This window comes from Streptomyces sp. NPDC104096, from assembly GCF_055584385.1.
This window is the reverse complement of sequence record NZ_JBVJMD010000078.1, coordinates 12691-27245: the sequence shown is the minus strand read 5'-3', so window position 1 is coordinate 27245 and position 14555 is coordinate 12691. Positions and strand designations below refer to the sequence as shown.

The following is a 14555-nucleotide window of genomic DNA, read 5'->3' as shown; positions in this document are numbered from 1 at the left end:
CCGCCTCCAGGCCATCGAACGGGACACCGAAGTGGCCTGAGCAGTGGTGCACGCAACTTCGTACGCGGTGGTGCACTCAGACAAGTACGCAGACACCACCACCCGCACCGGGCTACGCGTGAAGGCCGAACTCGACACCAACACCTACCTCACCGGCATCAGCGTCGGTAACGCCGAGATGGCAGCCCTGCCGCTGACCCGCCACACCTTCCACGGCGACTGGAACTATGCCCTGCATCCCCAGCCGAGTCCGACCGTCCCGGCACCCCACAACGGCAGGCCACCGGCGCCGCAGTGGGATCCAGTGCTGCTGTCCGATCCCGCACTGACCGAGATGACCTCACACGAGTTGCAGCAACTCATCCAGGCTCTGGCCCCACAAGGAGACACGCGACGCGGCCGCCCGCCCCGGCTCACCTTCGACGACCAGGTTCTGGCCACCATGCTCCACCTGCACGTCAACCTGGCCGCCGAACCCCTCGCCGTGCTTTTCGACAGCAGCCGCACCGCCATGCACCGCGCCCTGCTGAAGATCAGGCGACTGCTCGAAGCGCAGAGCATCACCATCTCGCCGGCCGCCACCCCACCGGCCCTCCTGGCAACCCTTCAAGCCAGAGTCACCACCCTCGGCAATGACCCCAACCGCAAGATCAAGACGACACGTTAATGATCGGCAGACCCTTAGCCGCCTCAATCCGCCGGTAGTCGGTGAGGGTGGCGTCGCGGGCGAGGTCGTGACACATGTCGGCTGCGACGTGAGTGACGTCCTGGGGCATGGGCGTGCCGAGTTGGACCTGTGCAGCGATGAAGAAGCAGCCCTCCGGTCGTCGTCTGTATCTGAGGGAGACTGCCTCCATTTCTCCGTTGAAGGAGGCTAGGCGAGCCAGATAAGGCGTGGCGGCGGAGAGGTCGTGAGCGTGCGCGGTGTCGAGGAGGAATCCGGAGTAGGAGAGGTCGGCAGGTGCTTTCCAGTGCCAGCGGCGGGACCACGGCCAGCGGGTACTACGCCACAGGCGTCATCCTGGGGATTTGACGGGGAGGTGGAATGCCTGGTGAAGGGCGCGGGCCCGGGTTCGGGGATCGCGGGTGGTGTGGCAGGCGGCGAGGTATTCCAGGAGGGTCTGGTGGAGGAAGACATGCTCGCCCGCGCGGGTGGTCAGCAGGCCGCTGCGGCGCAGGCAGGTGCTGAGAAACGTACGCCATTCGTCCGGCGGGACGCGTGTGGGGCGCTCGGCTTCGGGTCGGGATTCCACGATGGTGAGGGCCGGGAGGGGGTTGCCGCTGTGGCGTTCGGCCGCGAGGTGGGCGATGAGTTCGTCGAGGTGGTCGAGGGTGTGTTCGGCTTTGTTCTTGGCGCTGTCGCCGTAGCGTTCCAGGCCTGCGCAGGTCTGGGCCCGAATTCCGCCGGGGCCTGGAGCGTGCTGGCGCTTGTGCAGCTCCGTGATGAAGGCGGCGTAGATGCTGCCGCGGGTCTTGGGCAGGGGCCGGTCGGGTGCGGCGGCGTGGAGTTGGCAGACCATGGACAGCATCAGCGGGATGCGGGCCAGGCCGGTCATGTGGGTGCGGTTCAGCCTCTGGGTGAACCGGGTGGCGGCCTCGTCCGGGTCGGGAAGGCCCGACTGGCGGAACCAGCCGCTGGCGACGGCGGGCAGGTCCTCGGGGGCGAACGGCAGAAGGTCGTAGCGCGGCACCTCGGGTCCGAGATGGTTGAGTTCCGCGTCGGGCAGGGGCCGGGTGGCGATAACGAACCGGTACAGCGCGGCCTGCTCCCCGCCGGCGACAGTGGCTACGGTGCGCAGGACCCGCTGCCGGGCGGCGGGGTCGGTGATCTCGTCCAGGCCGTCGACCAGCACCAGCCAGCGCACGCCCGGCCGTGGCGGGGTGGCGAAGAACGCTGCTGGGAGTTCGTCCACCAGCCCGTGCGAGCGCAGGTCCGCGTTCACGGCTGAGGCGAGAGCCTGGATGAGCGGGAACCTGTCCAGCTCCGCGGCCGAGATCAGTACCAGTAAGGCGTTGCCGCCGTGGCCGGCCAGCCATTGCTCGATGGCGTGGGTGAGATGGGTGCGCAGCAGGCTGGACTTGCCTCCTCCCAACCCGGCGAGGATCAGGCACATCTGCCCGTCGGCCAGGAACTGTTCGGCGGGCAGCACTCCCCCCGCGTCACTGTGGGGTACGCCCTCGCGGTCCGCGGCCTCGGGTTCGCCCTCGGTGCGGCGGGTGGCCTGCTGGCGCAGGTAGACGGCCGCGAGGGGCGGGGTAGTGCCCGGCAGCACCCCCGGGTAGGGGTGGTCCCGCGCAGCGTTCCGCGCGGCATGCAGGTAGCTGTCCAGGCTCCGCCCGCGGGGATCGGCCCGGTCCCGGAGCTCGTGCAGCTTGGTCAAGGCATCTCCGGTGATGCCTAAGGCATTGGCAAGCTGGTCGAGCGTGTGTTCGTGCGGCACGGCCTTCCTGTTGAGGATGTTGCTGGCCGCCGCCTTGGAGAGGTCTGCCGCCTTGGCGAGGTCGGCCTGGCTTATCTTCCGAGTGGCCATCAGCGCCCTGAGCCGGTCGGGCAGCTCCGTCTGCGTACCCCCCGGCCCTGCGTTCGCGTCGTCCCCCATTAACAGTCCCCCCGGCCTTGCTGTTCGTTCTCGTTCACCTCAACCCTGTGAACGCCCATCGAGGCTATCCCTGGTACTCGACCGGCCGGCCGGTCTTGCCCGAACCGACACCGCCCGACTTCCGGGGGAACGCAAGCCATGAACCTTCACATGGTCCTGATCACCGCACCCGTCGTCCTCGCCCTCGTGGCGCGCCTCCTGCGCCGCCCCCAGCACGCGCTGGCCAACCTCGCCCGCACACTGCGCGACCTGATCACCCTGCGCATGCTTCTCCGCGACACCGACCCCGAACAGCGCGCCGCACTCCTCGACGCCCACCGCGCCTGGCGCACAGAGCCTGCCCGCCCACCCCACCGCACCCCCCGCCGTACGTCCGTGCCGCGCGGCTGACCGACTGCGGCGCACCGCCACCGGCCGGATCCGCGGCCGGCACCTGGCCGTCCTACTCGATGGCGCCCGCGAGGACCCGGCGCTGGCAGCATGCCCGCGCAGCGGCTGTACGAGTCGATTCAGGGCATCCGCAGCGTTCTCATCACCGGAACGGACAACGCTCGACGGTCTGCCGCCGGTCCCGGGGGACGGGCGGCCGGAAGTCCCGTACAACGGTTTCCAGATGGGCTCGTTGCACGGGACGTGAGGAAGAAACTGAAGCCGACCCCCGACCAGGCATTCGAGCAGCAGCTGCTGACGGCGCTGCCGGGTCTGTCCGCCGAACACGTCGGCCCGCTGGCCGAGGTCGTGCACGAGGCCACCTGGCACTCGCACATCGCGGGCCGGTTCACACCCGCCGAAAAGGTGCAGCGCTTCGCGGCCCGGGTGCAGGCCCACCGGGCTGCCGGACACCCGTACGCGCCGGCCCTGCACGCCGCCGGCCTCGATGACCTGGAGCGGGTCAGCGAAGCCGTGCTTCAGGCCGAGATCGCTGCGACAGCGGCCTACCGGTTCCCCTGTTATGTGAGGCTTCGGCTGCCCAGCAGCATCTGCCGATTCCTCCACCAACGGCAGAAGCCGGATCTCGAACTGACCGCACGACTGCAAGCCGCCGTCCAGGAACTCTGCCCCAGCAGCTGGTCACACCCCCACGGCACGAACTGTCCAGGATGCGACGGGCCCGCCTATGTACTCACCACGCGCCCGCCAGGACGCACGTGAGTCCGGGCGCCAACGGACACGGTCGGTCTGCGGGAACCACACGCTCTGGAGGGGGCGCTCTAAACAATCCGCCCTTATTCAGTCATTTTTTGATGATAGATCTGCAATTTTACGCCATACGGAATCAACCACCGACAAGTGGTAGACGGTTGCGAAGGTGACCTTTCATACTGCTATCTGTGGCACCAGAGTGTTCCTGGGCGTCGGCCGACCCCTGCATGCGAACACACCGTGTGGAAGGAACATTCAGTGCCCCAGTTGAATCTGCGCTGCCCGTCCGGTCGGCCGCGGTTCCCCGCCCGCCCCTGGGCAGTCATCGTGATCGTCGTCGTGTTGATCGCTGTCGCTCCGTGGCTCAACCCTCAGATGCTCACGGCCATCTGCGCCGTAATCGGCGCAACTCTCCCCGTGGTCGTACGGCGAGGCCTCCGGCCAGCACAGCAGTAGCCGAGCACATGCAGTAGCTGCGCCCCGCCCGCGAGCGGGGCGCAAGCACGTCCTGTCCGAAGCCTCGGATGGGTGTAGGCCTGACCTCGGCGCTCCACCAAGAAGTTGAGACAGAACGGGCGCTCAAATCCGCTGACGCGGATCGCCTTCCATGTCGATGACCAGGCCGATCGAACACGCGTCATCAGCTGCGCCGGTCGGGCGCTCACGACCAGCCCGACCCTGCGGGCGTCCGACCTCTAAGATCGCCGACCGCGCTAGGCGTGCCTGCGCTTGGCCAATTCTCGCCGGGCGTCCTGGACGCGCTCCAAGTGCAGGGCGGGAGTGCCGTTCCGCATCGTGGCGCTGCACGGCTCGCCCCCGGGTGCGCCGCAGCGCCGGCAGCGGCGCGCCTTGACGAGGTCGGGCGATACGGCGCGAGTGTTCGCGGACTGAGTGGGACTGCCCGGGTTTCCCTGGGCGTCCTTTCGCCGTCGGGTCTCCTTGGCAGCCGTCCTCTGTTCGGCCCGCTTTACCTGTTCCTCCGGCGGGATCGGGCGGCGGCGCGCTGCGGCCTTCTCCTCGCGTACCTCGGCACCCCTCTGCACTGCCTCTGCGACCTTCTCCGGGGTGCTGCGCTTTCCCGTGGCCGCCAGGTACATCTCCACCCGGGCCCGATGGCCCTGCCGGGTCGTGCAGGGCTCTGCGATCTTCCGGCCGCACGCGGGGCAGTCCACGGTGAGTAGCTGTTTCATGGTGGGCATGGGCGGGGGGCTCGGCTTCGATCCGGCAACCCGCTTGTTCTTCCGGCGGGGCTGGGGAACAGAGCGCACGGCCTTCTTCGGCGCCTCGGTCTCCACGGTGCCGTCAGCACGGGTGACGGTGACCGGTCCGGCCGGCGGTGTGCTGTAGGACCGTAGGTTCGGGGTGGCGCTGTAGTGCTGCCCTGTTCTGCCACCGCTGCCGTGACGACGCGCGCGTTGCGACACCAACACCTCCCTGGACTGTGTTGGCAGCCTAGCGGCCGGGTGCCCCCTGGCTACGCAGATCGGGAGCACCAGGACGGTGTTTCACGCGCCGCACTGCAGGTGTGCGAGAGCAGGGCATTCCCAGCAGTCCGCACCGACCCCTGGACCGGGTCTGACCATCCTCCTGGGCAGGCCGTGACATGACGACGGCCGCACACGTTCTTGAGGTGTGAAGATCAAGCACGCCCATGCGGCCATGGCCCATCACGCCTCCTGCGGCTCGTGCAGCGGCAGGTTGCGCGGAGGCGGGCGCCGACGCGTAACAGCCATCAGCTCGGCTCGATCCCCCGACGGCGCGCCCACCTGCCTTAGAGGTTGATCATGAGACTTTCGGCTGGGGTGGTCGTTGGTCTGGTCATGGGGATACGTCAGTCGCGGCCGTGGATCGTTTCGGATGAACTGTGGTCGCTCATCGAGCCGTTGTTGCCCGTGCCGGGAACGAAGCTGGTCGAGGGCAGGCCTCGGATCCCGGGCTGGCAGGCGTTGTGCGGGATCCTGTTCGTGCTGCACACCGGTATCCAGCGGGAGTACCTGCCGCAGGAGCTGGACTTCGGTTCGGGGGACGTACTGGCGGCGGCTGGCCGCGTGGCGGCTCCCCCATGCGCAGCAGCCAGCACGGCCGTGGAGCCCTGCTCAGTTGCCCGGCGAACGCAGGACAGCCGGCTCGTTCCGCGCCATGGCAGCGAGGTCTTCCAGCAACGTATCGGCCACCAGCTCCTCGACCACGGCGATGCCGTGGTCCGTCATGGCTTGGGCTATCTCGTGGTCCCAGGGCGCTTCGGTGATACGTCCAGGGTGAGGGCCGAGCGTGTTGCAGGCGACGGCGGCTCGGTAGTCCGCTGCTGTCATACGCCAGGGGTGCGCCTGCGTCTTGTCCATGACGTATGCGGCAATGCGGATGCCTTCGCCGTCGAAGTCGCCGTGGTAGCGAAGGGAGGTCCCCTCGTCGGCGAGGAGGCGCAGGAGTTGAATCGCGGCGCTGTTGGGCCAGCCGGACGTGCAGACGAGGGGTGGGCAGTCGGGGCCGAAGCGGCGCAGGGCGAGGGCAACGATGCTGGGGTTTTCCACTACGTGGATGACATGTGGGGCGAGGGTGGGGGGCAAGGTGAGTTCGCCGGGGTTGCGGACCTGGGCGAGGGTGAGGCTGGCGGCCTGGCCGGCCTCGGTACACAGGCGGGTCATTCGGGTGAGTAGGCCGTCGCCACCGAGGCGTAGTCCGGCGACGATGACGGTGGCCGATAGCTCGTCGTCGGCGACGCCGGCGCGGCTCCACAGGGCGCGTCGTTGCGCTGAGGATTGTGGTGGAGCAGTGTCGTACAGGGTGGCAAGCGCGCGCAGGACGAGTGTGGACAGGGGGGTTCCGTCGTCGAGAGCGTGTGCTTGGCCGTTGAGGACGCGGGCGGCGAAGACGGGCAGGGGTTCAGCCTGGCTGGGGAGTTCGGCGAGTACCTTGAGCCCGTCGGTGAGTAGTGCACGGGTGCGCTCCACTGAGCCGCCGATCAGGCCTGCGGTCCGGCAGGAAGCGGCCCAGTCAGCAAGCACTGGCTGCGCCCGTAGCGTGTCGTGGCCGGCCAGCCAGGCCCACAATGTTGAGCGTTCGTCGTTTTGGCGGCGCCGCTCGCTGGCTCTATCGCCGAGCGGTCCAACAAGGAGGGTGAGAGCCTCTCGGACGCTTTGGCCGCAGAGTTCGGTGACGGCTTCCTCCACGTGGGCAAGGGTCACGAAGGGGCGAGGGCCTGGCAGGCGGTCGAGGCCGAGGAGGTCGGCGAGGGCTTCTTGTTGGGGCTCGTCCAGCGGTCCGAGGCGTATCCGCGTGACGGGGCGGCCGGTGGAGAAACGCTCGTGCAGCGTCTGCCACAGGGGCTGCAGTTCAGGGCGGCGCAGGGTGGCTTCGCCGGGGGCGGGTTCGGTGCCGCTCGTGGCGTTGGTGGTGGTCATTGCGCCTCCATGCTGGTGCCGTTCCAGACGAAGCGTGCGCTGGTGACGGCTTCGTCGTCACGGTCGGTGAGGAGTTGATGGACGGCGATGCCGGGCAGCTCGCGGTAGGTGCCCCACTCGTGGTCGGAGGTGATCATGAGGTCGAGGTCGAGTGCGGTGAGCAGGGCGAAGACTTGTCCTCGGTTGACGGTGTCGACGCCGACAAAGACCTCGTCGAGCAGGATCGGGCGGGGCGCGAGGGGCATGTCCTCGTAGTGGGCGGCGACGGCGGCGAACAGCGGCAGGTGCAGGGCGATGGCCTTCTCCCCGCCGGACAGAGCACCATGCAGTCGCTTGGTCAGTGGTTGCCAGCCGTGTCCGTCCGCCCGATCGAGACGGACGGTGAAGCTGTGCCAGGCGGTGTAGTCGAGCACCTCGCCGAGGTGCTCCTCCCAGCTCGCGGCTGTGTCGCTGCTCTTGGCCTCCTCGATGCGGGCGCGGAAGAAGGCGTGCAGGGCCTCCCGGTCGGACTCGGTGAGTCGACCGGGGTCCTTCAGGAGCAGCTGGCGGGCGGTGCGGGTGCTGTCGGGGAGGTCTGGGCGGACGTCCCAGACGAGCTGAACTGCGACGTTTGAAGCGGTTCGGACCCGCTCCAAGTGGCCGTTCATGTGCGCGACGAGTTCGCCGGCCCGGCGGATTCGAGCGGCAAGGTGACGGCGGATGTCACCGGTGAGGATCTGGTCGAACAGACGCCGCTCAGCGGTGTTGATGTCGCCGCGGCTGCGGTCGCGTTCCTGGGTGAGTGTGCTGAGTAGGCCAGCTGCCCCGACGCGTACGCCGTCCAAGCTGGCGGTGAAGAGCTGGACGTCGTCGTCGGGCTCCAGGTCCAGGTCGGCGCGGACACCGAGATGTCCACGAGCCTCATGGACGGCTTCGGAGAGACGGGTCGCAGCGTCGCCGAGGTTGCGTGGTGCGTGCGCAAGATTGGGCCACTGGACTGTGGTGGCGCGGGCGGCCTCCAACGTGGCCTTGGTACCGTCTGCGAAGGTGAGTTCCGGTTGGAATCCGGCGTCCTCGGCCAGGCCAACGAGGCACAGATGCCGAAAGCGGTGCGCCGCGCTGTCTCGGGCCGCGACGGCCTTCTCGCGTCGCTCGGCATCCTGACTGCTGGTGGCTTTCAGTTCTCCGATGCGGCCTTCCAAGTCCACGAGGAGACCGTTCGCCCGTCGGGCGTCGTCCCTGCAGCGGTCCCGTTCGGCGCGCGCCTGCGCGACGCGGGCGACGATCTGCCGGTAGTCCTCGCCGACGGTCGCCTCCACCGCATGCAGGCGCGCCGTCATCCCGGCGGCCTTTGCCGCAGCATCGGCTGCATCCTTAACCCGCTCGTGCGCGATGCGGCGGGACTGGTCCGCTTGCACCGCTTTCTGGCGTGCCCGCTCGGCGGTGGTAGCCGCTGTCAGGCGGGCATCGACCCAGCTGTCGGCGAGGTCACGAAACCGCTCGATGTCGCCGGACAGGGTCCGCAACCGGTCGCGGTCGGTGGGCAGTCCGTGTTCTGCTGCCCGGCGGCTCAGCACACGCAGGGCGTCCGCCACGCCGCTCTCGCACCCAGCAAGGCGCGCGGTCGCGTCGCGTACGACCTCGTCCCGGGCGGCCACCACCTCCTCGGCCCGGTCCCAGTCCCGTCGGCGGGCGTCGAGTTCAACGTGGTTGGGCCGGGCGTCTTGGTCGGCATCCAGCCGGGCGGCACGGGCGTCGAGCTCGTGGAGCTGGTCGTCGAGGGCGACGAGGGCGGCGTCCGTCTCCTGCAGGCGTCCGGTCAGTTCGGCGACCTTGCGTTGCCGAGTCCGCTGGCGGGCGAGAGCACCGATGAAGGCGGGTTCCGGCTTGCTCCAGGTCCCGGTAGCCAGCGCCAAGCGCCAGGCTCCTGCGGCAGAGACGGCAGCGGGATGATCGCTGGGCAGGGTAGTGCCGTACGCGACGCCAGCAAGGATTCGGGTCACCGTCTCGGCCGGGACGGGAATGTCCTGTTCTGGGTGCAGCACGTCGAGCAGGTTGGGCCCCGGGACAGTCGCGGCCAGGACGGCTTCGAGGCGGGTGTCATGACCCGGCAGCGTGATCTGATCCACAGGGCTGACCCACGCATCCAACAGACCCGAGGCCTCCAGCGCGGCTTCTACCGCTGCCTGGACGGAGACCGGCACACCTTCATAGAAGGCCACCAGCCGCCACAAGGGTGCTCCCGCCGCCGGGGTACGCACGGTAGTGCGCGTCAGCGGAACAGGCGGTGGCAGGTCGGTCTCGCCGTTAAGCCGACGCACCTCCTCCTCGAGCCTGGCCCGCTCCTCCCCCAGAGCCCGGCGTGCGACGTGTACACCGCCTCGCGCGGTGGTGATCTCCTGGTTCAGCGGTCGCGCGGCAGCATCGACCACGGCGCGCACCTCCGCTTCGATTGCCGCCCTGGCTGCCAGTTCGCCGGAGTCAGCAATGCTCAGCTCCGTACAGTGTGCAGCCCAGTCCAGCAGCCGTTGTGCCTGCCCGGCGACGGCGTCGTCCCAGGCTGCAGCGCTCTCGTCCCGGTGGACGATCGCTTCTGCGAGCCTGGTGCGTGCCTCGTCCAGCAGGCCCTCGGCAGTGCCCCGGTCACGTACGGTGCGGTCGTGCCCTTCGATGGCCTCGATGATGTGGGTGACCTGCTCACGTCGGACGGTGACCGCACCCCGCAGCAGTCGGCGTGCCGGGCGGGCTGAGTCCTGTCGCGGCATGCGAGGAGGGGCCGCGATATTTTCGGGTCGTCCTCTGCCTGTCCCGTTTGCTGGGCCGGCGCTGAAGGGTGGCGCCAGTTCCGTATCGAGAATCGCCCCCACCTCGTGGTGGACGGATTGCATGCCCGAGGCCCGGGCCGCTCGATGCGCTTCGTCTGCGGCTTCACGCGCGTGCTCATCGAGGGCGCGGGCATGCCCCGCAATCTCGTCGGCGAGCTTTTGGTCCGTCTCCGCTTCAGTCCCGGCGGACTCAGCGATGACATGCCGCTGCTTGGCGGCTGCCACCAGGTCTGCGGTGTCGCGGCGAAGTCGGTCGAGTTCCATCCCCTTTTGGTAGGCGTCGCTTTCCTGCAGCCCCTCGACGGTCTCTTCCAGGGCGTGCGCTTGCAGCTCCTGTTCGTCGCGCAGGATTTGGGTTGCTTCGCGTTGCGTGAGTGCCTCGTTGAGTTCCTCGGCGCTCTGGCGGGCGGCCCGGGTGAGGTCGTCCATGTCGGTCGTCGCGGAGATAAGTCCGGCCGCGCCTGCGCGCAGGACCCGGCGGGCGTAGGCGCGCTGGCGGGATGCGACGCTCTCAGCCGCCGCTACTTCGCCATCGAGCCGGTCGAGATGCTCACGCTGGCGGTCCAGACGCTCAAAGCCCTCGGCCAGTTCGGTGATCTCTGCCTCCCCCAGCGGGGGCAAAGCGCGCGACAGCAGGGTGGACAGCAAGGACGGGTCGAGTCGTTCGGACAGCTTGGGCTGGCGCAGCTGGAGCAGCGCGGACAGCAGCGATTCGTAGCGCTGCTCCGTCATGCCGGCGAACAGGGCGCGTCGGACAGCGTTGCGGTAGTCGGTGGCTGACGGGTACACCTCGCCTTCGTCGCGTAGCGCTTCGGCAAGAGCGGCCTTGGACAGCGGCTGCCCCGCCTCGTTGACGAGGGAAACGCCGTCGTGGTGAGCAATCCGAGAGCCGGTGGTGAAGTACTCAGCATGTGCCGTGCTGGTGTGCACGCTCGCGTGCAGGCGAGCACCGCAGCTGAACCACTGTTCGATGCCGTCGTCGTCGACGCGGCGAAACTCCATCCACACATACCCCACGCGCGTCTTGCCGGTGGCTCCCGCGCCCAGCATGTTCCAGTGCATGGTTCGTTCCGAGCCGCCGAACGTGGAGAGGCGGTTGGGACGCAGGCTGGCGTCGAAAAGGAAAGGGAGTAGCAGTTCCAAAGCCTTGGACTTGCCGGAACCGTTTTGGCCGCGCAACAGCAGGCGCCCTTGGTGGAAGGTGAAAGTTTCGTCGTAGTAGCGCCAGACGTTGAGGATGCCCGCACGGTGGGGCTGCCAGCGGCTTCGAGCGGCGTCCGACGCTGGGGCGGGGGGCAGTTCGGTGCTCTCCTCGGGCTGTCGCTGCAGGGGAAGCGTGCTCACGTTCACTGCGTGTCTCCTTGCGCGGCAACGCCCCTAAAAGCGGTAGTGCCTTGCGGATCGTTCTTCGGGCTCGGGCTCGTGGTCTGCGTCAAGCGGTAGCGGTATGCGGCCGGTTGTGCGAAGACGCGGTCCCCAGCTCTGCCGGCCAAGCCGACATCGAGCAAAACGCGCAGAGCGTCGTCGGCCAGGCGTGCCGGACCGTCCTCGGACTGATACGCCTTGGCCCAGCCCGGGAAGCGGCGCAACTGATCGGCTCCGGCCTCGGCCAGTTGCTCGGGCAGCATCCCCGCGGGCGTTGCACACAGCGGTTCGAGCAGGAGCAACGCTGCGACACGGACGGTGGAGGTGTCGTCAGGAAAACGGACGTCGGTGGCAATGCCATCCGGATCGACGAGAAGAAAACCCTCGGCCCGTTCTTCCAGGAGGAACCCAGCCTGTTCCACCGAACGGCGCAGGATCTGACGGCCAGTCAGGGAAGTGACATACGCGAGCTCGTCTTCGGTGAGATCAGCCCGATACAGCACGGGGTCATCGAAGAGCCGACGCAGCACCGAGTGGCGCAGCTTCAGGTTGCGTTGAGCGTCCGTGGCAGCGCTCTCGCCGGACACCTCATGGGCCGCCCCCTCGCCTACCGCGCCGCCGTAACGGCGCTCCTGGACCAGGCCGGTCAGGAGGTCCTCAAACCGCGCAGGCACCTCCTGCGGGGGCACGGCGAGGCGGGAGGCGCCGACAGGCGCGGCCGGCAGCCGCATCAGCAGCGTGCTGTCCACCCGGTAGAGCACCTTCGCCTCCGCAGAATCGACGTAGGCCTCGGTCGTGCCATCCACGACGCGCAGCACTTCGTACGACTCCAGCAGCTTCAGGACGTCGACAAACGCCATGCGCTCTGGGCGGTGGACCGGGTCGAACGCCGGCAGGGCTCTGTCTGCCGCTGTGGCCTGAACAACGCGGTCGGCGAGCATACCGATCGTCGTCATCGGCATCGACAGCAACTCGGCTGCGGTGATGCAGAACAAGACGTAGCGCCGGCGGTCGAACGGCGCTCGGCCCGACCGTGCCCTGCGCGCCGGGCGGGAACCATCAGGGCTCGCGCGGATCTTGGCGAGGCGGGCATACCCACGGCGGGACTCCACGACCAAACTCCAGCCGCACGTGTAGTCGAACCAACGAGCCAGCGGGTCACGACGACGTCGCACCAGTTCAAATCCGGTCGGGTCGGCAGCTTCAGTGAGCAGCGGACGGGCCAGAAGAAGACGGATGGCACGGGCGACCTCTTCGCGCTCCGCGGAGGCCAGTTGGTTGGCGAGCGTGCTCATCCAGCCGCCTCCTGCCCCGTGGCGACGCCAACTGCCACAAAAGCAGGCGCTCCGCCCGCGGCCAGGATGTGAACCACGTAGTCTGGGCCCGCCAGCGTCCCCTTCGTGGTGTGCAAGACGGCGGTGCGCGAGTCGGGCGGCGGCGCCAGCGTGACCTCCACCTGGCCATCCCCGGCCATAGCCCGTCGCAGACCACCCGCGTCCGCCGGGGCGGCCAGGGCCCGGCCCAACAGGTCTAGCAGGTGGTCGAAGACTGCCGGGTCCAGGGCGCCGAAGGAGGACAGCCGCACGGGGCCGTCCGTTGCCAGCGCCTGCCACGCGCGCGCAAGTTGCGCCCGCTGCGCACGTGCCCGCGCGGCACGCTCGGACCGCACCGCCGCAACGTCTCTCACCTTGCCGGTGCGGGTGAAGCGTTCGGTGCGTCCACTGGTCCGCAGCAACGCCGACACCTCCACCGCAGGCGCCTCGCGCCAAGAATGGGACGAGGGGATCAGCTCCGGGTCGAGGTGGGCGAGGTGGGCGTGACGTGCCGGGCCGAGGCCGAAGGCCGTCGACCACAGTCGATGCAGATCATCCTCCTCACCAGCGGCAGCGAACCAGCGCGCCAGTTCCCGAAAGTCCTGTACAGCGCTGGAGGACCGGCGCCGGGACTCATTGATGCGCTCCAGGACCTGCAGGAGCGAGACGATGGCGCGCCGGGCGATGTCGTGCAGCTGCTCAATCCGGGGGCGCGCCCCGTCATCGGGCAGGAACCAGGCCCGCAGGCCGGTCCAGCGTGCCCGCCGGCTCTCCAGCCAGCCAGCCGCGGGGTCCTCCCCCGGCACCGGTGGTAGCTCCGCGCCCCGCAGGGCCCGCTCGCGCAGCACCGCGATGCCCCGCCCTTCCACACGCGCCACGGCGGCGGCAACCATCTCGCCGCGCCGGTCGAGATTGACCAAGAACTCCTGGAGGTAGGCGACGGTGGCGGCCTTGACTTCACGAAATACGTCCAGGTCCACGCCCTCGGCGCGCAGGAGCCGCTGCAACTGACCGTTGAACGCCTTGGTGTTCTCCACCAGGGCCTCAAGATGGCCCTCCAGCTCCCGCAAGGTAGTGAAGATGCGGCGGTCGGCCGCGGCGGTTTCACCAGACAACACGGTCAGCTCGTCGAGCCGATCGATGATCGCCTCCAGCACCGCGGTCTGCAGCGCCCCCGTCGAGGCCAGCACCTCCAAAGCGTGCCGCAGCCCGGCCAGTGCGGCCTCGCCCCGGCGGGTCAGCGAGTAGGACAAGTTACGCCGCTCATACTCCTCGGCCGTACGGTAGTTCTCAGCATGGTTGTGCACCACATCGAGGAGCCCCCACCCCACCAGCCGTTTCAAGGTGTCGTGCAGCTCCTCGTCCTCGAGGTCCGCGATCCAGCCCACCGCACGCAGCCGCTCGCGTACGCCATCAAGCCCCAGCGTGGTCTCCAAGTACTCGCCGGCCACACCGAACGCCTCGAGGACGGCCCCATTGAGGTCTGCCTTCTCCCCCGTGGTGAACCGGAACATCTCCGGCGGAACCCTGCGCATGCCCCTACGTCCTCTCCTTCACCGCCACCCCTACAAGATCACGTCCGCTGCAGTGGTGTACCGACGGCCACTCCGTGATCTCGTTTTGAGGCTATACGGAGAGTTCGACCGAAAGGACAGTCCCAGCGGCTTCTGACCGAGTGGAGTGCACCGTCCTTATGACCGCGTTGACACCTCGTCTGCCACGGTCTAACGCAGCGTTGGTCGCCCCACCAGGACGGCATGCACTTTCCCATCCCTAGGCGTGGGTGCGCCGTCCACAAGTACGGCCGAAGCCAGCCCGCTGCCGACTCGGTCTCAGATCGTCCTGGCCCAGCCGGTGTGTGTGCACATCCCCTGCAGCGAGCAAGGCTTCCCGCAGCTGGAGCAGGGCTACAACAAGGCATCGCCCGGC

General features: G+C 68.6%; 7 protein-coding genes and 2 pseudogenes. 4 read left to right on the top strand and 5 right to left on the bottom strand.

Features of this window, described 5'->3' with window-relative positions:
• Nucleotides 1-55 precede the first annotated feature (55 nt).
• Nucleotides 56-667, top strand: a pseudogene (locus tag ACZ60B_RS39165) (ISAzo13-like element transposase-related protein); the annotation flags it as partial.
• A gap of 349 nt (nt 668-1016) precedes the next feature.
• Here the strand turns inward: ACZ60B_RS39165 and ACZ60B_RS39160 are convergent.
• On the bottom strand, nt 1017-2600 hold the full coding sequence (locus ACZ60B_RS39160; RefSeq protein ID WP_469395923.1) for an NACHT domain-containing protein: 1584 nt from the start codon (nt 2598-2600) through the stop codon (nt 1017-1019).
• A 138-nt stretch (nt 2601-2738) separates the two neighbouring features.
• On the opposite strand from ACZ60B_RS39160, the gene ACZ60B_RS39155 reads away from it, so the two are divergent.
• From ACZ60B_RS39155 to ACZ60B_RS39145, 3 genes and pseudogenes are all read left to right on the top strand, one after another.
• Entirely contained in the window at nt 2739-2990 is a 252-nt protein-coding gene (locus tag ACZ60B_RS39155) for a hypothetical protein (RefSeq protein ID WP_469395921.1), read from the top strand.
• Nucleotides 2991-3233: 243 nt separating this feature from the next.
• On the top strand, nt 3234-3752 hold the full coding sequence (locus ACZ60B_RS39150) for a hypothetical protein (RefSeq protein WP_469395919.1): 519 nt from the start codon (nt 3234-3236) through the stop codon (nt 3750-3752).
• A 1811-nt stretch (nt 3753-5563) separates the two neighbouring features.
• Nucleotides 5564-5798 (top strand): annotated as a pseudogene (locus tag ACZ60B_RS39145) (transposase); the annotation flags it as partial.
• A gap of 41 nt (nt 5799-5839) precedes the next feature.
• On the opposite strand, the gene ACZ60B_RS39140 reads toward ACZ60B_RS39145, so the two are convergent.
• Genes ACZ60B_RS39140 through ACZ60B_RS39125 form a run of 4 tightly spaced genes read right to left on the bottom strand, consistent with a single transcriptional unit; the run spans nt 5840 to nt 14161 of the window.
• On the bottom strand, nt 5840-7144 hold the full coding sequence (locus ACZ60B_RS39140) for a TIGR02679 family protein (RefSeq protein WP_469395917.1): 1305 nt from the start codon (nt 7142-7144) through the stop codon (nt 5840-5842).
• The gene (locus ACZ60B_RS39135; protein ID WP_469395915.1) at nt 7141-11298 is read right to left on the bottom strand and encodes a TIGR02680 family protein; all 4158 of its coding nucleotides are present in this window, start codon (nt 11296-11298) and stop codon (nt 7141-7143) included. Before ACZ60B_RS39135 ends, ACZ60B_RS39140 begins: the two co-directional genes overlap by 4 nt.
• On the bottom strand, nt 11295-12608 hold the full coding sequence (locus ACZ60B_RS39130) for a TIGR02678 family protein (RefSeq protein WP_469395911.1): 1314 nt from the start codon (nt 12606-12608) through the stop codon (nt 11295-11297). The genes ACZ60B_RS39135 and ACZ60B_RS39130 overlap by 4 nt, the downstream gene beginning before the upstream one ends.
• Nucleotides 12605-14161: a TIGR02677 family protein gene (locus ACZ60B_RS39125; RefSeq protein WP_469395909.1), complete on the bottom strand. Its 1557-nt coding sequence runs from the start codon at nt 14159-14161 to the stop codon at nt 12605-12607. The genes ACZ60B_RS39130 and ACZ60B_RS39125 overlap by 4 nt, the downstream gene beginning before the upstream one ends.
• Between the last annotated feature and the right edge of the window lie 394 nt (nt 14162-14555).

What these genes read in the sequence shown, in the direction of transcription:
- ACZ60B_RS39160 (WP_469395923.1), bottom strand. Translation starts at nt 2,600, where the DNA reads ATGGGGGACGACGCGAACGCAGGGCCGGGGGGTACGCAGACGGAGCTG.
- ACZ60B_RS39155 (WP_469395921.1), top strand. Translation starts at nt 2,739, where the DNA reads ATGAACCTTCACATGGTCCTGATCACCGCACCCGTCGTCCTCGCCCTC.
- ACZ60B_RS39140 (WP_469395917.1), bottom strand. Translation starts at nt 7,144, where the DNA reads ATGACCACCACCAACGCCACGAGCGGCACCGAACCCGCCCCCGGCGAA.
- ACZ60B_RS39130 (WP_469395911.1), bottom strand. Translation starts at nt 12,608, where the DNA reads ATGAGCACGCTCGCCAACCAACTGGCCTCCGCGGAGCGCGAAGAGGTC.
- ACZ60B_RS39125 (WP_469395909.1), bottom strand. Translation starts at nt 14,161, where the DNA reads ATGCGCAGGGTTCCGCCGGAGATGTTCCGGTTCACCACGGGGGAGAAG.